Annotated in this window: 14 protein-coding genes; 4 read left to right on the forward strand and 10 right to left on the reverse strand. The window is 66.6% G+C overall.

What is annotated here, in order from left to right:
- Positions 1-10 precede the first annotated feature (10 nt).
- The gene (locus ACTWQN_RS34405; protein ID WP_443207837.1) at positions 11-1,609 is read right to left on the reverse strand and encodes an Hsp70 family protein; all 1,599 of its coding nucleotides are present in this window, start codon (positions 1,607-1,609) and stop codon (positions 11-13) included.
- 227 nt (positions 1,610-1,836) lie between these two features.
- Positions 1,837-5,619 carry a CHAT domain-containing protein gene (locus ACTWQN_RS34410; RefSeq protein ID WP_443207838.1) on the reverse strand — a complete coding sequence of 1,261 codons (3,783 nt, stop codon included), beginning with the start codon at positions 5,617-5,619 and terminating at the stop codon, positions 1,837-1,839.
- A gap of 242 nt (positions 5,620-5,861) precedes the next feature.
- Between ACTWQN_RS34410 and ACTWQN_RS34415 the strand changes: the two genes are divergently transcribed.
- Positions 5,862-7,160 carry a hypothetical protein gene (locus tag ACTWQN_RS34415; RefSeq protein ID WP_443207839.1) on the forward strand — a complete coding sequence of 433 codons (1,299 nt, stop codon included), beginning with the start codon at positions 5,862-5,864 and terminating at the stop codon, positions 7,158-7,160.
- 1,114 nt (positions 7,161-8,274) lie between these two features.
- Here the strand turns inward: ACTWQN_RS34415 and ACTWQN_RS34420 are convergent.
- The gene (locus tag ACTWQN_RS34420; RefSeq protein WP_443207840.1) at positions 8,275-8,604 is read right to left on the reverse strand and encodes a hypothetical protein; all 330 of its coding nucleotides are present in this window, start codon (positions 8,602-8,604) and stop codon (positions 8,275-8,277) included.
- 248 nt (positions 8,605-8,852) lie between these two features.
- Between ACTWQN_RS34420 and ACTWQN_RS34425 the strand changes: the two genes are divergently transcribed.
- Positions 8,853-9,716 carry a helix-turn-helix domain-containing protein gene (locus tag ACTWQN_RS34425; RefSeq protein ID WP_443207841.1) on the forward strand — a complete coding sequence of 288 codons (864 nt, stop codon included), beginning with the start codon at positions 8,853-8,855 and terminating at the stop codon, positions 9,714-9,716.
- Positions 9,717-9,757: 41 nt separating this feature from the next.
- A complete protein-coding gene (locus ACTWQN_RS34430) occupies positions 9,758-9,955 on the forward strand; it encodes a DUF397 domain-containing protein (RefSeq protein WP_443207842.1) in 198 nt (65 codons plus the stop codon).
- Between the two features lie 683 nt (positions 9,956-10,638).
- On the opposite strand, the gene ACTWQN_RS34435 is transcribed toward ACTWQN_RS34430, so the two are convergent.
- The 7 genes from ACTWQN_RS34435 to ACTWQN_RS34465 form a co-directional block, all read right to left on the reverse strand.
- Positions 10,639-12,003: an HNH endonuclease signature motif containing protein gene (locus ACTWQN_RS34435; protein WP_443207843.1), complete on the reverse strand. Its 1,365-nt coding sequence runs from the start codon at positions 12,001-12,003 to the stop codon at positions 10,639-10,641.
- 677 nt (positions 12,004-12,680) lie between these two features.
- Positions 12,681-13,112, reverse strand: a complete 432-nt coding sequence (locus ACTWQN_RS34440) for a hypothetical protein (protein WP_443207844.1) — start codon at positions 13,110-13,112, stop codon at positions 12,681-12,683.
- On the reverse strand, positions 13,109-14,308 hold the full coding sequence (locus tag ACTWQN_RS34445) for an RAMP superfamily CRISPR-associated protein (RefSeq protein WP_443207845.1): 1,200 nt from the start codon (positions 14,306-14,308) through the stop codon (positions 13,109-13,111). Before ACTWQN_RS34445 ends, ACTWQN_RS34440 begins: the two co-directional genes overlap by 4 nt.
- Positions 14,305-15,525, reverse strand: coding sequence for a type III-B CRISPR module-associated Cmr3 family protein (locus ACTWQN_RS34450; protein ID WP_443207846.1), 1,221 nt, complete (start codon positions 15,523-15,525; stop codon positions 14,305-14,307). The genes ACTWQN_RS34445 and ACTWQN_RS34450 overlap by 4 nt, the downstream gene beginning before the upstream one ends.
- Positions 15,522-16,064: an RAMP superfamily CRISPR-associated protein gene (locus tag ACTWQN_RS34455; protein ID WP_443207847.1), complete on the reverse strand. Its 543-nt coding sequence runs from the start codon at positions 16,062-16,064 to the stop codon at positions 15,522-15,524. Before ACTWQN_RS34455 ends, ACTWQN_RS34450 begins: the two co-directional genes overlap by 4 nt.
- Positions 16,061-17,410 (reverse strand): Cas10/Cmr2 second palm domain-containing protein, encoded by a 1,350-nt coding sequence (locus ACTWQN_RS34460; protein WP_443207848.1) that lies wholly within the window; start codon positions 17,408-17,410, stop codon positions 16,061-16,063. Before ACTWQN_RS34460 ends, ACTWQN_RS34455 begins: the two co-directional genes overlap by 4 nt.
- Positions 17,407-19,341 carry a TIGR03986 family type III CRISPR-associated RAMP protein gene (locus tag ACTWQN_RS34465; RefSeq protein ID WP_443207849.1) on the reverse strand — a complete coding sequence of 645 codons (1,935 nt, stop codon included), beginning with the start codon at positions 19,339-19,341 and terminating at the stop codon, positions 17,407-17,409. The genes ACTWQN_RS34460 and ACTWQN_RS34465 overlap by 4 nt, the downstream gene beginning before the upstream one ends.
- A 105-nt stretch (positions 19,342-19,446) precedes the next feature.
- On the opposite strand from ACTWQN_RS34465, the gene ACTWQN_RS34470 reads away from it, so the two are divergent.
- A complete protein-coding gene (locus ACTWQN_RS34470; protein ID WP_443207850.1) occupies positions 19,447-20,532 on the forward strand; it encodes a hypothetical protein in 1,086 nt (361 codons plus the stop codon).
- Positions 20,533-20,535 lie beyond the last annotated feature (3 nt).

Consider the following 20,535-nt stretch of genomic DNA (forward strand, 5'->3'; position numbering starts at 1 on the left):
AGCCAGCCCCCTACCCGCTGACCTGGTGCCCGGCGATGTCGGTGCGGGCCTCGGCCACCGCCTTGTGGTCCATGCCGCCGATGGCGAGTTCGAAGCGCACGTCGTTGCCGCTCTCCAACTCCCTGGCGTGCACGGTCAGCGCGCCTGTTTCGGACATGTAGAAGGTGATTTCGATCCGGCAACCGGCCGGTCGGGCCGGGATTCCGGTGAGCATGCCGTGCCCGACCTTGGTGTTGTCGGCCAACTCCTCGGACGCGGTCGGCCCGGCCTGCTCCCACACCTCGATCTCGGCCATCCGCTGGTTGTCGATCGCCGTCTGGAACGGGTACGGGCCGGTGTCGGCCGGTAGCTCGGTGTTGGCCTGCAACAGGTGCGCGACCATCTGCCGTGCCCGCAACGGATCGGTGAGCGCCAGCGGATCCCTCGGATCCAGCGCCTTGACCCCGAACGCGCGCGGCACCACGGTGGCGACCCGCTTGTTGGCCATCGCATCCACATCCGCCGCGCTGATCCCCAACTGCCGTGCATCGGCGCGAACGTTCTTGGCCTGCCGGATGAGCGCGAACAGCGCCGCGCCCTTGGCGACCGCGAGGTCCGGTTCCGACAGCCGGGCGTCGAGCCCGAACCGCTGCTTGAGTCCGGTGGCCACCGCGGGCATTCGGGTCATCCCGCCCGCCAACAGCACCTCGTCGAAGTGCTCGACGCCTTTTCGCCCGGCGGTTTCGATGCTGCGCTCGGTGATCGCCATGGTGCGGTCGAGCAGGTCGGCGGTCAGTTCCTCGAACTGCTGCCGGGTGAACGGCACCGTGACAGCGGCGCCCCCGAACCGCAGCGCGACGTTGCGGGACATGGTCGCGCTCAACGCCTTCTTGACCTCTTCGGCGCGATCGGCGAACGACTGCATGGCCTGCTCGTCGGCGCTGGGATCGAGCTTCGGGTGCGCGTCCCGGAACGCGGTCAGCAGGTGGTCCACGATCCGCTCGTCCCAGTTCGCGCCGCCGAGCGCACCGTCCCCGTCGGTGCACACCACCTGGATGTCGTCACCGGCCACCCGGATCACGGTGGTGTCGAAGGTGCCGCCGCCCAGGTCGTAGACCAGCACGTGCCGCGGCTGCGGCGAGTTGTCCAGCGCGTGGTGGTGCAGCGCGGCGGCCACCGGTTCGTCCAGCACGTCGAGCACGTTCAACCCGGCGATCTCCCCGGCCTTGCGGGTGGCGTCGCGTTCGGCGATGCCGAAGTAGGCGGGCACGGTGATCACCACGTCCCGCACGGTGTGCCCGGTGTTCTCCTCGGCCGCGCGGGCGAGTTCGCGCAGGATCAGCGCGGAGATCTTCTCCGGCGTGTAGCGGTGCCCGTGGTAGGTGTACTCGGCGTTCTTGCGCCCCATGTCGCGTTTCACCAGCTGCGCCACCAGATGCGGCGCGAGCAGCGCGGAGTTCTTCGCCGCGGTGCCGACCAGCGCGACACCGGGCCGCTCGAAGTACACCACCGAGGGCGTGGTGTCCTCACCTACCGCGCTCTTGGCGATCACCGGGCGAGCGGCCCCGTCGATGTGCGCGATGCAGGAGTGCGTGGTGCCCAGGTCGATGCCGAACGTGACTGGCGCCATGGGTTTCCTTACGGTTGTTGATGTCCGGAGTTCGAATGCCCCGCATGCCCAGGGCGATGGGGTTGGCTGCTGGTGTTTCTGCCGTGGATGCTTGGAAGGAATGACGGCCCGTCGTTCTGCACGCTCTGATCACTGATTCAGAGCTGGCGCGGACCGTCCAACCGACAGCGCCACCGACCGTTGTCCAAGCGTCTTCACACGATCATTCAGCTTCCTTCCGATCGGGTTCACCGGCCCTGGTAGGTGAATGCTGCCCAGTGCACGGGTGCGGCGGGGTCGATTTCGGCGAAGAACGCGGCGAGTTCTTCCGGGATGTCGGGTAGCGGGCGGCGACGCGGGTCGAGCATCCAGAGTTGCGCGGCCCGCAACGCGTTCGCCGGGTCCTGGTAGCCGGTGTTGAGGTAGTGGTGGAACACGATCATGAACATCGCGGTGGGCAGGTCGAGGACTTCCCAACGGGTGCCCACCACGGCGGCGGCGCCCGCGGCGAGGAACGCGGTGGACAGCGTCAGCACCTCGTCGTACTGCCGGTCGGTGAGGTCGCTGGCGCAGGCGGCGAGCACGACCAGCGCACCGGCTGCGTCGCGCGGCCGGTCCCGCGCCTGCCGCAGGATGTCCTGCACCGGCAGCACTTCCCCGGAACCGAGCAGCAGCGCCGATTCGGTCGGCAGTTCCGCCGGGGTGGCGTGGCAGGCCAGGTGCAGCAGCGAGGCGGTGGGCAGCTGCGCGAGCACCTCCGCCGGTTTCGGCAGCGGCTCACGACGCCGGGTGCGGCGCTTGGGATCTGGCGGTTTGCCCAGGTAGGAGCCGTTGCGGTAGTACGCGTCGTGGATGTAGCCCATCTCGTGGCGGCTCCAGTGCAGCTCCGGCATCCGCACCAGCACCGGTTCGCTGTCCCACGAACGCGTCTCGCGCCGCCCGGCTTCGACGAACTGCCGGGCCGACGCGGCGTAGCAGATGATCGCGTCCTGGCAGACGTACCGCACTCCGCCGCCGGGCACCCGCCGCCGCGCGGCGTGCCACGGCACGGTGCCCAGCTTTCCCACCGGCACCAACACGATCCGCAGCGGGCGTTCGCGGGAACCGGCGGCGACCAGGTCCAGCACCGGGTTCAGCACCGCCGTCCACGCCCAGTCGCACACGCCTTCCAGCGCGGGCCGCCACTGCTCGTCGACGGCATCGCCGCGGCGGGCTCGTTCGCGCTGCAGCCGGTCGAACCCGGCGACCGGGCCGTCTTCGGTGAGCTGCGGCGACTCCACCCGCTCGACCCGCCCGTCGGCGGTGACCAGCACCGCCACACCGGGCAGCAGGTAGACCAGGGCCTGGGTCCGCGCGGCGCGCAACCCGGCGGCGATGTCCGCGACGGGCGGCGGCGACAGCAGTTGCGCCTCGGCGACGGTGCCTTCGAACGCTTCGAGCACCCGGTACCGCAGGTCGCTGGGCAGCGCGGCATCCGCCACGCGCACCGCCGCATCGCCACCGACGTCCCACGGTTGTTGTTGCCCCACCTCGGATTCCCACCGGTCGGCCAGTTCGGCGCGGCCGTTGTCCCGCAGCAGGGTCGGGATGTTCGCCTCGACCGTGGCGGCGTGCAGCACCATGCCGCGCCCCAACTCCAGCGCCTGCACCGCGGCCTCCGGCTGCCCGGCGGCGAGGCACCAGCGGCTCACCTCGGCGGCCTCGCCGGTCGCCGTGGTCGCGGTCTCCAAGGCGCGGTGCGCACTGGATTGCAGCAGCACGTTGCGGGCCCGCTCGCGCAACGACTCAAGCCCCGTCGTCACCGCGCGCTGCTGGTCCCGGCGCACGCTGTCGCCACGGGTGAAGTAGCAGTCGGCCAGCGAGTTCAACAGGTTCGCGGTCTCGAACGCACCGGGCTCCAGGTCGAATTCGCGGAGCACCTGCTCGAACCGGTCGATGGCGTTGCTGAGATCGCGCGGGGCGCGGGTGAACTCGTAGCGGGTCCGCAGCGCCGTCGCCAAGGCGTCCAGCGCACCTCGCCGTTCCCTCGGATACAGGTCCGGTTTGCCGCAGACCTCGACCATCATGGCGATGCCCTTGTTGAGCAGTGTGAGATCCCTGGTCGCCAGCGCCTGGCCGACGCAGGCGATCGCGGCACCGAGGACCTCGTTCGGTTGGTCGATGTGGTGGTCGGGCATCTGGTGCACGGCGTCGAGGACGGCGGCGGTCGCACTGCGGGCCTCGTCGTGGTCGACCCCGTCCAGGCTGAACTCGTTGCCGCTCAGCATGCTGCGCAGCAGCCGAAACGAGCCCAGGGTGCTGGCCACCCGGGGCCGCAGCACGTCGGTCGGCGACATTTCGGCCAGCATGTCTGCCAGGTCGGCGATTGCCTGGTCCACCGTGCTGGAGTCGTACTGGTGCGGGGAAATCCGGCTCACCGCCGCGGTGAAGCGCGCGACGAAGTCGTGGGCATCGGAACCCGCCGCGTAGTACCGGGCCGCATCCAGGTCTTCCTGGCCGCCGTAGGCCATGAACCGCTGGGTGAGCATGGTGCTCAGCCACGGCATCAGCAGCGGCCGCAGGTTGTGGTCGGCGGGCAACAGCTCGTCCGCGCGCCGCACGTGCGTCATCGAGGAGTCCAACAGGTCCTTGGCGCGGTCGGTGATCGCCTGGAAGCCGGCTGCGACCCCGAGCAGGAAGTGGTTGATCCCGGTGTTGACCGGGTCGGCGGAGCCGCGCCGAATGGCCTGCTCGGTGAGTTCCCGGATCCTGGCCAGGGATTCCGGCGACTGCGCGCGGTCGCCCGCGACCGACGCCAGCAGCGCCGACGCCAACGGCGTGAGCACCGCGGCCCGGTCCGGATCGTCGTCCGGGAAGTACTCCAACGCCTGCTCAAGCCGTCGGACGACGGAGGTCTGCTGGACCGGGTCGAGATCCGACAGCTTCTTGCCCGGCATCACCGACGTGTTGCGCAGGCCGCTGAGCAGCAGCGAGCGCACCGGGTGGTCGGATGGCAACGCGGCGGCGGCAGCGGCGATCTGGGTGGTCGCGGCGTCGGCGTCTGCCGAGCTGCCGGTGATCTCAGCGATCTTGGCGGCGAAACTCGCTTGCAGCGCGGCGATTTCCGGCTTCCCCGGGGTGTCCTCGGGCCAGTCGCGGGCCGCGTCGTCGAGCTCGCTGATCGCGGTTTCCCAGTCCTCGCGGGTCGAGTCCTCGATGTTGCCCGCGGCTTGGAAGAGGACCTTGAGCGTGGTCATCGCACCGCTGTCGGCGCTCGCCGGTGACAGCGCGTCGAGGTGGCCGCGTACTTCGGCGAGCTCGTCGGTGGGCAGTGTCAGCGACGTCCGGTCGACGACTCCGGCATCGATGCGACCGTGCCGCAGCTCGGCGGGAAACCCCTTGGTCAGCAGCAGGAAAGCGAGACCGATGTGGCAGGCGTCAGCGGTTTGCCCCTCCGGCAGTTCGTCGAGTGCTTCGCCGAGATCGACCGTGGCGGTCCGGTGGTCGACTTCATCGCCACTCGCCGACAGGTAGCGGGTGAGGTGCATCAGCCCGCGCGTGAACCGGACCTGGCTGCGAAGCTGCGATTCCGGCAGCACCCCCAAGGCCGTGTTCAGATCGGCCAGGGCGTCGTCGACGTGCTCGAATGCGTCCAGGTTGATCACCAGTTGGGCGGTGATCAGGCCGATGCGCGCCACGATCTCCGCCACTTCGGGCGCGCTGTCGTCGAGCAGCGGACGCAGTTGCCGCAGGTAGCCGACAGCGGTGCGGAATTCCGCCGTCGAGCCGCGCTCACCGAGCAGTGCGTGGGCAAGGCCGAGCTGGTACAGCGGCGCGGCACGAGCGGGGGAGTCGTCGGCGAGGGCGTCCAGCAGACCTCCGGCGACTTCGATCACTTCGTCGACATCCGCGCCGGTGGTCTGGGCGCGGTGCAGCAGCAGGTCGGCCAGCTCGACCAGGACCTGGTAGGCGGTTTCGTCGTCGAGCTCATCGGCGAGCTGCGCGTACCGCTGTGCGATGGCTTCGTCGAGCTCGGTGGGATCGGTCGGCATCGCACCCCCTGTCCACGCGGCGTTCGATCGTGATCAACGAACCGGTCCAGCTTAATCCCGCCGTGCAGCGGGAATTGCCTGATCGGCGAACGCGGTGCACGCCTGCCGCACGGCGGTGCGCCTATGGCTGCCAGCCGTCAAAGAGGTGAAATCAACGTGGTGCGAACCGGTTTTCGGGAGAATTTCGGAGTTGTCCGAGTAGCCTCCCGATGTTCGCCGCTCCCGACGCGAAGGAGACCCTGGTGCGCAGACGAAACCTGGTGGCCGCGGCGATATCGGCGGCCTTGGTGACGACGCTGGCGGCACTACCGGTCTTGGCGGCCTCGGCGGCCCCGGCGGATGCCCCGAACCTCGCCGACTTCGTGCTGAACAACACCAGCGGCGACCTGCAGTCGCGGGTCGATCAGCTGGACGGGCAACTGCCGAAGCTCGGGGTGCAGAACATCCTGGAGCAGGCCAACCGCCAGGGCAGCACCGGAGCCGCCTGCACCTCCCCGGCGCTGGACACGATGCGGGGACCGGCGCTGCGCAAGTTCTGCTTCAACGACCAGGACACCGGCACCGTCGGCGGCAACGTGGAGTGGATGCCCCAGGGCGTCACCACGGTCGCCGACGCGCAGGAAGACCAGCAGTGGGGCAGCAAGCAGGCGTTCCTGGTCAGCTGGTACGACCGGGGAACCGCGCCGGTGAAGGGCGTCCGGGTGTCGTTCCTGGACCCGGCGACCAGCAGGTACCAGCACGTGCTGCTGGTCTACCCGTACATCAACAGCAACGGCAACCCGTCGTACGAGCCGGTCACCACGCCGCAGGCCGGGACCGGTGACAGCGTCCACGCGGGCGGAATCGTCTGGTACGGCAACTACCTGTACGTGGTGGACACGGCCCGCGGCATCCGGGTGTTCGACATGCGCTACATCTACGACCTGGCGTCGGCGAGCAACGGCAACACGACGGACCAGAACCAGGTGGGCCGCCAGAACAACGTGTACTACGGCTTCGGCTACCGCTACGTGATGCCCCAGGTAGCGGGCTGGTCGAACCCAGAGGGAGTGATCGACCACCCCGGCGACTACCAGTGCACCGCCGGAGGCCGCCAGCGCTACTCGTACGTGTCCCTAGACCGCAGCACGACCCCGGACACGCTGCTGACGGGCGAGTACTGCGCGGACCAGGGCGATGCGAACCTGAACGGCCGGGTGGCGCGCTGGAACCTCGATGGCGCGACTGGGCTGCCCAGCCCGGACGCTGATGGGGTGTGGCGAGCGAAGTCGGCGTACCGCCTGCCGAAACCCCGTGTCCAAGGAGCGACGGCAACGGAAGGCCGCTGGTACCTCAGCACCAGCAACGGCGAAAACAACGCGGGCAACATGCAAGCAGCCGTCCCGGACAACCCGACCGGCGCAGGAGTGCTCACAGCGGACGGCCCGAACCGAGCGGTAGCGATCGGCGTGGAGGACCTGTCGTACTGGCCGGGCCGAAACGAACTCTGGACGGTAACGGAACACCCGGGCAAACGCGTGCTATACGCCGTGCCGCGATAACCGAAAAATCGATGGGCTCGGATACCACGGTGTCCGGGCCCGATTGCTCTGTGGGAACCGACGCCGAGAGCCGGTGACACGGTTGGCGATTGGACGCCTCGGCCAGTGGATGGTGTGCCGATTTCGCGCGAAATTGCCACCCGCTCTCCACGAAGAGCGCCGGTTTCGCGAGAAATCGCCCAACTCCCACGCCCGCTGAATCTGACCAGAGCACCAAACGGGCAGAACGCCAACGGCGCCAAGATCGGCTTCGCGCCGGACGCACTGGTAGCCGGAACACGAAACAGAGCACGGACACCTGACCTTCAGCAACGACGACTTGACGCTCGCCACATTCGTGTGCCGAGTCCGGGACGGCGCTCTGCACCCGACCGAACCGACGTAAAAGCGGCATGGACCATCAGCCCACGCCGCTTTCACGTCGAACCGCAGGCCCCAGTACTGACGCGAAGAGCGGCGACAGCTTGTTGGAGACGTCACCGCCCGCCGATCCCGGTGCCGCGATGGGAACCAGCTCGGAAAGCCGGTGACAGGAGTTGGATCGTAGCTACGGCTTCGTACATCCGATTCTGCCGCGATGGGGACCGGCTCGGGGAGCCGGTGACAGAGGTGGGCGATGGGCTCGACGTCGCGCTGTCGTCCTGCCGCAATGGGGACCGGCTTGGGGAGCCGGTGACAGACCAACAGGAAAGACCAGGAGGTAATTATGGGCTCCGTGCCGCAATGGGGACCGGCTTGGGGAGCCGGTGACAGGGCTCGGTGGATTTGGGTGTTTTGACCTGCGGTTTCAAAGATCATCGAGAGCGGTCCTGGTTGGAGATCGCTCCCGAGGCGTCCGCCGATCTTACACAGCTGCAACTGTGACCGTGACCTGCGGTTATGTACTGCGAGCGGTTCGTGCCTAGCGGTGTTGGTACCGAACCGTTCGCAGCTGCGCGGCCGACCGCGCAGCAGCGCAGCCGACTACAGCCGCTTGTGCGCAGCCTCCGGCCGCTGCGCGAAGCTGCCCGGACACGTCGGTGCGGGGCCGGGAGGTGCCACGTGATTTGCTCCCGGCCCCGCTGTGTCGCCGCGCGCCGCATGGGAGGGGTGGCGTCGCGTCGGGGCGACAGCTTCAGTCCGCTGCTTCCGCGAGTTCCACGATGGACAGATCGGTGGGCAGCAGGATTCGGCAGTACTCGCCAAATTTGACCGGCACCATTGGCAGGCGGCCGATGGTTGACGTGTCGTGCGGCATCACGCGGCCCACGAGCTGCTCGCCGTGGATGCGGGCCTCGACCAGGGTGCCAGGCGGAATTCGGTGTGGTGGACGGGAAGTGGGAGGGTGGCGGCCGTCGGTGGGGGCCGGGAGCTCGGCCGCCACCTCTCCCGCCCGAGGACGCGGCACGCGCCGGGGGAAGGCGGCCGTCCTTCCTCGGGAGATCGGTGTAATCGTTGCGGTCATAGTCGAATCCGTTCTATGCGGTGAAGTTCGAAGCGGGCCCGGCGGACGAGGGGTCGGGGGCATGCACGCCCACCGAGCCCGCAGCACCCAACGGCTGCACGGGGTCACCGAAATCTAGATGGGATCCCGCTGATTCATTGCAATCCCGTTAGGTACAGATCAAGCTACCGTTGGGATCCCATCGAAGCTAGATCACCATCGAGTGATCTCGTTCTTCGAGGCATCGCGCACGTGAAAGGCTGATCGCCATGCCGACACCTACAGTTCGCCGACTACTGCTGGGGCACGAACTTCGGCACCTTCGGGAAGAGGCCGAGTGCAGCCTGGAAGAAGCCGCCGAGGCGATCCGCCGCACGGACAGCACGATCTCCAGGGTCGAGCTGGGCCAGACTGGGCTGACCAAGCGCGATCTTCATGCGCTCGTCAGCTTCTACGCGTCGCAGAACAATCGCCGCACGGTCGATGTCGACTGGTACATGGACCAAGCCAAAGGCAGTCAGCAGCGGGGGCGCTGGAGCGGGTACAGGTCTGTTTACGCCAAGTTCTTCCGCATGGCAGTAGATCTTGAGGAAGACGCGGCAGGGATCAACAACTACGCCACCGAGATCCTTCCGGGGCTCTTGCAGATCGAGGACTACATCCGCGCGCTGTTCACAACCCAGCGGGTTAGGACCGTCGATCAGTCTATTGAGGACGCTGTACGAGCGAGATTGGATCGGCAGCGTGTTGTGAAGAAGAGGGACGCGCCCCAGCTGGGCTTCGTTCTCTCCGAATCAGCGGTTCGCAGGACCATTGGCGACGAGCAGATCATGAGGTTGCAACTGGAGCACCTGGCGGACGTTGCGGCGCTGCCGAACGTTCAACTCCAAGTCCTGCCCTTTGACGCCCGTACGCCAGCCCAGGTCAACTTCAACTTCACGACCTACCGAGTCGACTCGCCCGGCAACTCAGGTCCTCTGGAGTTCGTGTACATCGAGGAATTCCACGACGGCAAGTACGTGGACGATCAACGTGTGGTGAACGACTACTACGAGCTGTGGACCGCTCTCGTCGGTGCGGCTCTCGACCCCGTGGAATCTCGCGCATTCCTTTCAGAACTGGCCAAGAGCTAGGATCGGTTCGGTGTAAGGCGCGAGAAAGAGGGCACCTGGAGATGATCCACTTCACCGGTTGGCGCAAGGCCGCGCGCAGCTCGCAGGCACAGGGCAACTGCGTTGAGGTCGGGTTCGCACCGGGTCACATCGGTATCCGGGATACCAAGCTCGGCGCGGACAGCCCGGTTCTGAGCATCGAAGCGAAGGCGTTCGCGACCTTCTTGACCCGAGTGCAAGACGGCAGGTTCGACATCTGATCTGACGGATACGAACAGTGGGGCGGGCCACCAGCCACGGGTGGCCCGCCCCACTGTTTGGGCAACGCTGCCTGGTCGCCGGTGGAAGCGGTAATGCTGGCCAAGCAGCGGTCATATTCGTTCAGCCTCGGCGGGCACCGGCTGTGGGAGCCGGTGACAGGTGTGGACCTGGATCGGGCGAGTGCTGCGGGCGCCTAGCCGCAATGAGGACCGGCTTTGGGAGCCGGTGACAGCAGCATCAAGCGCGGCAAGGACTTCGAGGGTTGGGGGCCGCAATGGGGACCGGCTTTGGGAGCCGGTGACAGCGGCAAACGCACCTTCAACCAGGTCCGCACACGCGCTGGCCGCAATGGGGACCGGCTCTGGGAGCCGGTGACAGGTCGGACCGGGGAGTCAGGCAGCACATCGACTTCGATGCCGCAATGGGGACCGGCTCTGGGAGTCGGTGACAGGGCTCGGCGAATTTGGTGTCCTTGACCTGGGGTTTCAAAGATCGTTGCGAGCGGTTCCGTTTGGAGATCGCTTGCGTGCTGTTCATCGATCTTACACCTGTGCCATATGCCTTCTGACCTGCTGTTTTGGATTGCGAGCGGTTCGTGCCTGGAGGTGTTCGCACTGGACCGCTCGCGGTACGAGCGCGGGTGGTGCTGGTGCGGGCACGGACGCGGTTCTGCCGCGCCAGCCTATGGGCGTGCGGGGGTGGCCTCCGGTTGGCGTGGTGGTGGGATCGTCTGGCGGAGGATGGTGTGGTGCTCTTGGTGGCGTGGTCGGCCGCCTGGTCGTGGTTTTCGGGTTGGGTCTACTGAGGACGGTGGGATGAAGATCGGGCGGTTTTGCTCGATCTTGATCTGCCAGTGCTGGTTGTGGATTGCTCGGTGGTGGTGGCCGCAGAGCATGACCATGTTGTTCAGGTTGGTGGGGCCTCCGTCGATCCACGAGACGATGTGGTGAGCGTCGGGCGTGCCGGGCGGGCGGTCGCAGCTGGGGAAGGCGCAAGTGTCGTCTCGTTGCAGCAGCGCCGCTCGGATGTGCGCGGGCGCGGTGCGCTCGGCGCGTCCGACGTCCAGCGGTGCCCCGTCGCTGCCCAGCAGCACCGGAAGGATCTCGGCGTCGCACGCCAGGCGACGGGCGTTGTCGGCCGTGATGGGTTGGTCGGTCGTGGTGATGGTGCCGGGCAGGCCGTCGCGGCCGGGGGAGACCAGGCCGCGTTTGAGGTCGTCGAAGTCGATGGTGATCGCCAGGTGCGGGCGTTGGCCTCCCGCGCGGGGCAGGCGGTCGGAGCGCAGCGTGATGTCCAGCATCGCGTCGAATGCATCGGCATTGCGCTGGGCGGCGGTTCGCGGGTCAGGTGTCCCGTCTTCCGCGGGGCGCGGGGTGGCGAGGGGTTCGATCGCGGCCTTGAACTTCGCGCCGGTTTCGCGGTCCAGCCGCGCCTTGATGAACAGCATGCCGTCGGCCGCCGAGCCGTAGTGCAGTTCGCGGATCTTGTGCTGGGTTTCTTCCTCGCGGAATGCGCCGTCCTGGTCGAAGTGGTAGCGCAGCCGCTCGGCGAGCCTGGCGAGGTGGTGCGGCGGGAATTCGGTGGCGTACCCGGCGAGCATCGCTTCGGCCTGCTCTTCCTGATCGAACGTGCAGATCGGCGCCAACCGGGCCATGCCGTCGATGATGACGCGGGCGTGCTGCACCGTGATCGCACCGGCCTGGATCGCCTCGGCAGTGGCGGGCAGATCAGCAGGCAGCGTCTCGCCATACAGCGTGGCCTGCGGCGTGGCCCGGCGAGCGACCAACGTACGGCTGCGCGCTTCGCCGGGCGCGATGTTCAACATCTCCTGCAACCACACCTCGGTCTTGCGAGCAGCGCTGTCCGCGTACAGGCTGCGGCGCTCGGCCTCGGCGATCGCCTGCACCTGCGTTGCCAGAGCAGCACGCATCGCCGCCTCGGTCTCACGGATAACCGCACGAATCTCGGCATCCGAACACGCTGCCATCGTCGACTGTGGACTCATGTCCTCCACAGTCGACGATGGCAGCAGCGTGATCGGTTCCATACCAACAACTATCCCACTGATCGAACAAAAATTCGATCGCTAGATAGAGTGATCAAGAGAGGACCAAGCCAGGACTCGGAGCCCGGAAAGCGAGCCGCTTAAAAGGAATATCTGGTCATGGTCAAGCTGCAACAAGGACCGGCTCCGGGAGCCGGTGACAGCCGGACGGCACATTCACGACTTCTTCGTGCTGTCCCGGGCCGCAATAGGGACCGGCTCTGGGAGCCGGTGACAGGAGTGGATCACGGTCTTGGGTCTCCAAGGAGGAGAAGCCGCAATGGGGACCGGCTCTGGGAGTCGGTGACAGCCCCAGAGCGGCAGCTTTCCGTGCGCGCAACAAGAAGCCGCAATGGGGACCGGCTCTGGGAGCCGGTGACAGGCTGTTGCAGATGTCGAGACCGTCCCGAACATCGACGCCGCAATGGGGACCGGCTCTGGGAGCCGGTGACAGGGCTTGGTGAATCCGGGTGTTCTGGCCTGGGGTTTCAAAGATCCTCGCGAGCAGTCCCATCTGGAGATCGCTCACGTTGCGGTAGTCGATGTTACACCGCCGTCGTTGCGGCTCTGACCTGCCGTTACGGGTTGCGAGCGGTTCGTGCCTGGGGGAGTGCTCGCTGAACCGCTCGCAGACCGGTCGGCATGAGTGCAGTGGCTGCTGCGGAGACGTTGTGTCCGGATCAAGAGTGTCTGCCGATGAACGCTGCGGTGGTTTGGCGTAGTGGGACGAGTTGGAAGAAGTCGTCGCGGTCCAGGATCTCGGTGTTGCCCCGGAACTGCCGCGCCTGCCGGTCGCTGCCCAGGTGCCAGTGCCGGATGTCTGCGGTTGTCGGCTCCGGCACCTTTTCCTGTTCCGTCCACGGCTCGCCAACAACCGAATCACCGCTGCTCAACAATGCTGCCCACCAGTAAGCACCGTCGATTCTGACGCGTAGCCAACGGTTCTGCGACCACGCCCACAGGTGCGTGGTGACCGGCCGTTGCGCGGGCATCGGTTCCAGGTGGAAACCCGCCACATCCGCCCAACTCGCCTCCCAACCGGCCGCGAACGACTGGAGCATCGACCACTCGGAGGCCGTTCGCTGGCCGGTGCCGTGCAGGAACCAGGTCATGCAGCTTCCTTCCGGAGCAGATCGGCCAGGTCGGTCAGCACCGGACGCCGCCAGTCCGGATCAAGAACCCGAACCGTCCCGTAGCCGCCCATCGTGTTCTCGCCGATGCCGATCAGACCGTCGTGCAGGTCGGTGACAACCGCTTGCAGCAACGCCACATCGCGTTCTTCCAGCTTCCCGATCCGGTCCACTCGTAGCCGGAACCGCCCGGCGACCACGACTTCGTCGGTGTAGAGCGCGCCGTACTTGTAGCCGCCGGTGAACCGGTCGATTGCCACATGGGGTCGGTCCTGGAACTCGGCGTCCTCGATGACAGCGGTGGACACCACCACCGCGCCACGAGCGCCGCGGAAACCGAAGATTCGGCACGGTCGGCATCTGCCGCAGTCCTGCTCGGTGCAGGCGTCGGTCCCCACTACGCGGCAGACGTACTCCGCGCGGGAACGAAGGACCCCCTTGAGCGTCGAGCCGGGAATCGCGTGCGGCCCGTCCTTGTACAACCGGTAAACGCGCCGCGGCTCCTTCTCCGGCTTCTCCGCGTCGTCGACGCCGCAGTGCAGTCCGTCCACAATGGCCATCTCGATGTTGAACACTTCACTTGATGGCTCGTCGTCCGCCGGTAGCGTCGGCTTCGGGTACGAGTCGAGGCCGGTGTGCCGGATCCAGTCGAGCAACCCGTCCGGCGTGTCCAGGTCGTAGTCGGCGGCACCCCACCCGATGAGCTTGCACTTGCCGGAGCCGTGGCTGACACCGCGCCCCAGCCGGGGGTGCCAGGATTTGAGTTCACGCAGGAAAGCCTCGCGCCGTGCGGGTTCCGGGTTGTTCCAGCGCAGCATGATTTCGAACTCGGTCCCCGCCCGCAGTTGCTCGACCACGTGGTAGGTGTTCGTCCTGGCGGCACCGCGTTTGCGGTCGATTGCCGTCCGAGCGTGCGGGACCGGCTCTCCTGCTTCGTGGTACACCGTGCCGAGTACCTGGATCGGTGAAGCCTTCGATTCCGCGCCGAACAGGTCCGCCAGTTCCGGCCCGCAGTGCGCGCGCAGACTCCCGGCGACAGTCGTTCCGGGCAGGTGAACGGTTCCGTCCGGGGCGAGGCGCAGTTTCAGCGTGCTGCCCTCGGCCGTCACGACCTCGGTGCCCGCGACACCTCCCGCGGTTTCCATGCGAAGCCGCAGCGTGAACAGGGTGACCTTCACTTCCCGGCCTCCAAGTCGTCCAGCAGATCGCTGACGAGCCCAGGATCGGTGATGCTCAACAGCTCCCGCAGCGCGGTGGCATACCGGTCGCCCACTTCGAGTCGTTCCTGGTACGGCGCGTCATCACGGATGCCATTGCGTAACGCGGCGACACGGGCGCGAAGCAGCGGAAGTTGTGCTTGGAATGTCTTCCAATCACCCCGCATCGGGGCCAGCAGTCCCTTCCACCGGTGGCGCGTGAACGGCTCTTGGGGCAGGTAGAGCGCGCCGAAGCCTTCCCGCCGTCGCAAGCCGACACCGCGCGCCATCAGCGCTCGCCGCGCATCCTCGGCCGGTGCTTCGGCGCAGCGGATCTGGTAGACCGACCCGGCCTGCACCGCGCGCTCGGTCGATTTCGGCAGGCCACTGGCCTGGTGCCAGCCGCCGACACTGGTCCAGCGCACTCGTTTCCGCGTCACTTCCAGTGCTTTGACGCCCAATACCCCTGATAGCTCACAAAGATCCGGCTCGTCGCTCGGCAACCCGAACGCATCGACGAAAACGCCCGGAGCAGCGAGGTACAAGATCACAGTGTCGCCGTCGACCTTGACCGGCTCGGGTTCGGCGGCGAAGTCGACCGCGATCTCAGCGCGCCCCTGCACGCTCTGCTTTCCTCCGAAGATCAACGTGTCGACGAGCGCGCCATCGATGGTCAGCGCGCGAACCGCCGGACCGGACAGCCAGCCCGCGAACACGTTGCCCGCGGCGATGCTGTTCTGCCTGTACAGGCTTCCGTCCACCGCCACGCCTTCCTCGTCGAGAGCTACGTGTGTCCGCTGGCTGCGCTGAACCTGCCCTGTCGGATCGCCCTTGCTGAATTCGAGCTTTTGCTTGCAGCTCGGGCAGAAATCGTCTTTCGAGCCCGTTGCGGTGTCCCACCAGAGTTGGGTACAAGTGGCACCTGGGCGGTATTTGTGCACCTTGACGCTGAGCGGGACCGGCAGGCTGTTGTGCGAATGCAGCGGTCCGAACGTACCGTCGCTCTCGAAGATTTCGAGGAAAGTCACGTCGTCCTGCTTTGGCGGCCTGTGGTGCCGGATCCACGTCGCGGCCAGCGCACCCCGCACGACAGTGCCGGGGATGTGGTCGTAGGATTCCTGGCGGTAGTCGTTGCGGAGGTCGCGAACTGCCGCAACCGGCTCGGCGAGGGTGGCGGTTACCAGTGCGGTATCGGTCATGGCCTCAACTGGAGGAATCGGCGGACGGTGGCTTCGTCGGTTTCGTGGCTGGTGCACCGGATGCCCACCCAGCCAAGCCCGCGCCGCCGCAGCGCCCCCAGCGATCGGGTGGCCTGCGCGGCGACGACGAGAACTGCCTGGTGCGCGGCAAGATCCGTGACGTGGCCGAACTGGGTCACGTTGAACGTGGCGGTGGCCGCACCGGTCTGCTCGGTGATGGAGAGCATGTCGTCGCGGGCGGTGTGCGTGTCGGGGTCGATGTTCACGCGGGCCGTTGGCTGCGCCGGGTACCAACGTTCTTGCGGTGTCGCGGAACTCCAGCGCCATGGGGACGGCGCGTAGTCGGAGCCGAAGACCTCCGCGACCACCGGGTTTTCCTTGCCCAACAGGAGTTTCGCCGTCGCCCGCATGACACCCTTGATTCCGTGGGAGGGCAGCGGGTCGTCCCTGCTGACGGTGTCGTGCACTCCGGCAGAACCTTCCCCCAGCGCGACCCGGAATGGGGTGTGGAAGGTGATCTCGAAGTCGAGCTTGGTCATCGCCACCACCGCACCATCCCAAGCGCATCCAGTAGTTCGATCGGCCCGTCGCGGAATGGCGAGACGACTTCGCCGAGGCCGAGCCGTTGGAGGTGGGTCTGCAGCGGCTCGGACTCCACGCCGTTCACCCGGATAAGCTCGGCTAGGCGTTGCTGCGCCGAGTTGCCGCGTTCGGCGAGTCTGCTCAAGTCGGCCTGCTTCGCCAGCAGATCAGCGAGCCGCACGGGATCACGATCGGTCGGAGTCTGCCCGTCACGGGTCACGTCCTGCCACGCGATTGCCGCCTCGTTGCCTTGAACGGACTCCTTCGCACGTCGCAACAATGTTTTGGCGAGATCGCACATCACATGCAACGGCCTGGCGTAGTGGTGGAAAACAACCCCCGCTGACAGCGTCGGAAGCTGCGCACCAGCGCCGCTGGCCTGTGCCGCGATCCGCTCGGCGAAGGTCGATTGCAGCGTCATCACGAATCGCCAAGCGCGGCGAGCGGGCACGCTGACCAGCACGTCATCGCCGCCCACCAGGTGCGGAACGACTGGTAGGAGGTGGTCGTCAGCATCCGAGATCGCCTCGACTGCCTTCACCAGCGCGGTCCAGGTGGCTTCGTCGATCTCCTTGGCAACCCTTTGCAGCAGCTTGCGCCCCCGCTTGTTGCCCACCCTGTGAAGGTCGCTGATGAACCTGCCGACGGCATTGCCGTCGGCGTAGACCAACGCGAGCGACCGCTCCTCCTCCAGAGCGGCGAGGTCTTTGAACTCGTCCGGCACCTTCTTGCCCGGTGGCGGGGCCAGCCTGATGAGAAGCTCTTTCTCCTGGCGGGGCACTCGCGTGCCGCTTTTCGCCCAACCAGCCGCTTCACGCCGCATCACGCATTCGCGGCAGAGTCGCTTCCGCTCGCGATCCTGCTGGACCGGATCCGCGGGCTGAACGTGGCACCATTCGCAAGGTCGTCCAACCGGCCAGTCGGCAACCGCGGCTGGCCAATGCTCATCGTCCGGTTCGGAGGTCTGCAGCTGCGCGTCGGCGTAGTTCTTGCCGCTGGTCTTCCGAACAACCAGCGAAGCGGTGGGCAACTTCGCGCGCAGGTGCGCAACGACGGCGTTCTTCACCTGCTTCGCCGCATCCGGTTCGGGAGTCAGCAGTTGGAGGGCGACCACGCCGTCCACGTCGCCGACTTCGTCGTTCCGCTTGACCAGGTCCGAATGTGGCACGAGCAGCTTGTCGACGACATCGGGCGCGGTGGCGGCCGAGATCATGGTGGAGGCACCGCGTCGGCCCTGAAGTTGCGGTGTGCGAGTCAGCCACGACTGGATCTGCACGACGCTGACGTCGAGGTAGTCGGTCACGACCGGCCCTTTCCCTCGGGCTTGTCCTTCTTACTGGCGATCTCCATTTCATGGTTGGACGATCTGGTCAGATGCGGCAGCGACTTGAGCGGGTACCCGCCCTGCTGACCGGTGGGTTTGCCATCCTTGCCCCGGCGTTCGGCCCCGCCTTGGCCCGAGGTCTGCTTCCAGAACTCGAAACCCTCGTCGAACTGCTCCGTGCCCTTCGCAGCCCACGGCTCGCCCGGCGGGTACCAGACCTTCGAAGCGTCCACGGTGTTCGGGTGCAGGATGTCCGCGATCTGCGACCACAGCGTGCGGGGTAGATCTCCCAGCGATGCGCGAAACTCGTCGATCAACAGTGTCAGCTGGTCGAGGGCCAACGATGCCGAGCCGTTGCCGTAACGCGCACCGGACGACTGGATCTCGGCCGCAACCACGGTGATCCGGCAACTTCCGAAACCCAACGGTCGACCGCCGCCGATGTGCTGCAACAGCCCGTCCCGCTGCAGCGCCCGCCCCGGTCGAAGCGCGGCGAGCAACCCACCGAGCTGCACCCGGTCGATGTCGGTGAAGGTGATGTCAGCGGTGAGGCGGGTGTTTGCGGGGAACGTTGCGGCTTTGGAGCTCATTTCCCCGTCGAGCTGGTGCTTGCGGGCCTTCTCGCGGCCGTTCGGTTCCGGTGTGTGCCAGTAGTACTTCCGGCCCCGCAGCTGTCGACTCCCGCGTCCTTTCTGGAGATCTGCTTCCGAACCCCACTCGCGCAGCGGCGGGTTCCCCTTGCTCGCGATGGTTCCGTCAACGCTGGTGTTGTCCAGGTAGAACTGCCCGGCGCCAGGTCGCGGTGCACCCATTGGTGGGAGCGTGACGTGCTCGGACGTCACCGGACCGTTCGTCAGAGCGTCCCCGAATCGCACGTGTCCCTGGTAGGAACGCTGCGCTGCGGCGTCCTTCGGACCGGACAGATCTGCGGACCCGAACAGGCGGCAGCTCGGGCACAACTCGTGGTTCGACGTGCATGGCTTGAACTTGCCAGCGCGTTCTCCGGCGGAAGTCGCGCCGAAGTGCCGCCAAGCCATGGCAAGGCCCAGTTCGGTTATGCCGTACCTGTTGCGCTTTACCCACACCGGCTGGCCTTGGCGCAGGTCAGGACTGGCTCGATAGCGGTGCCCGACTTCGAAGATCTGCTCGGGACCGTTCTTGGCCTTGCGTCTGATCGTCACTGGCGCGGTGACCTCGTCGCCGCGCTCTTCGCGCTGCTTGGTGCGTTGGTCATCCGTGCCCTGCACCAGCGCTTTGAAACGGTCCCAGACCTCCACTGGGATCGCGCCGGTTTCCCCGGTGAGCTTGCGGATGTGGGCGCGGTAGGTCTGCTCGTCCTCCCGCGAATCGCGGATGAAGACCACCCACTCGCCATCTTTGGCGCGCTCGACGTCGATCGGGCGGCCGTGCGAACCCCGCTCTTTCACGTTCAGCCGCGCTCCGGATATCAGCGGGTCCGCGCTGTTCAGGTCGTGCAGCAGCTCCTGGTCGAGGCGATCGTTGCGCATATCGCCGGGCGCGCAGAAGCGCACTTCTGGTGGTCGTCCATCCTGCGGCGGTACTTCGACCACAGCAAGCAGACGATCTACCCCGGATTCCACCTGGTCCCGGTACGACGGGACGAAATCCTCGTCGAGCACGCGCAGACAACTGCCGGTCAGGGTTTCGTGCAACGCCCGGGTGGCACCCTTGAGCGACGAGCCCGGTATGAACGCGGTGCCGTCCGGGCGCCTGGGCAGAGCGGATTCGCCGAACCCACGGATGAGCAGCCGGGTTACCGCTTCGATGGTGATGGTCAGTTTCCCGGACAGCAGTTCGGGTTTGCCCAGGTGACCATGTGGCTCGCCGCGTTTTGGCGGATGCGCCGGTAGCGGCACGAACGTGTAGGGGTTGACGAACGTTTCGTCCAAGTGCGGCCTCCTGGGTGACCCTGGCCCTTGAGGTTGCAAACACTGAGCGTGACCGGTCGGAGGCACGGTAGGTTACACGCCGTCCCCTGATCGACGTGGAGCGGCATGCGGATCTTCTCGGTTTTGACTCGCGGCAACGTCTCGAAACGCGTCCGAGTGGTCTCGCTGGTAGCGGTCATCTTCGGTGCGGTGTCCACCGCGATGCTGTCGCTGTTCCTGGAAGACCTGCTCCCGAAGACGGACCTGAACGCGCGGGTGGTGCTGATGCGCGTTGCCGTCCTGGTCGTCGCATTGATCGTGGTCGGCTTCGCGGTGTGGCTGCGCTACGGGGTTCGCCAGACCTCGGGGACGCTGTTCAGCGTGCAGGTCCTCGACGAGGGGATGCGGGACCGAACGCAGGAGCAAGGCGGTAATTCCCGTGCCATCGCGGCGAAGCGGCACATGTCGATACGCGTGGTGCACAGGTGGATCGACTTCGACACCAACACCGTCGATGGGGTCATCGACCTGCAAGAGCAGTGCCATGAGGTCGGCGCGCAGCTGCAGAACCTCGTCAGCACGACACACGATGACGGTAGGCATTCCGTCGCACCCGTCATGCTGTGGCCCATCGCGATGGCAGTTGGCGGCTACCTCCCGGCGCGCACGCACGATTTCCGGCTCGTGGAACTCCCTACCCGGACAGGTAAATCGGCCGAGGAGTTCAACCTGGAGTACGTGGCGGAGGCGGACATTCCGACGCTGACCGCACGTACCGAGACCGTCGAAGGTGCGCTGGGCAAGCGCATCGGGGTGCACATCGGATTGACGAAGACAGCGCAGCTCGTCCACCACCGCAGATTCGAGCGTTTCCGCGAGCTCGGGGTCCGGACCTTGTACACCATCAGCGAATCCGAAGATGTGTTGACGGGCGAGGACGAACCGCACCTGAAGGGGGCAGACCTGGAGCGGTGCGCTCGGCTGGTCGCAGGCCAGTTGGCCGGGATCAAAAAACAACACCCGGATACCGAACTGGTCGTGATCGCCCAGATGCCGAAGACCGTCGCTTTCGCGGTGGGCTGGCAGTTGGTGCAGTACAGGTGTGCCTTCTACCGACACACCTACCTGATGCACTTCGACCAGCCGACCGACGCGTTCATCCCCATGCGGGTTCGTCCCGCGCAGCCATCGACCGCTATTCGTTCGGAGTGACCA

It is taken from the genome of Saccharopolyspora antiqui (assembly GCF_052246905.1).
Lineage (GTDB): Bacteria > Actinomycetota > Actinomycetes > Mycobacteriales > Pseudonocardiaceae > Saccharopolyspora.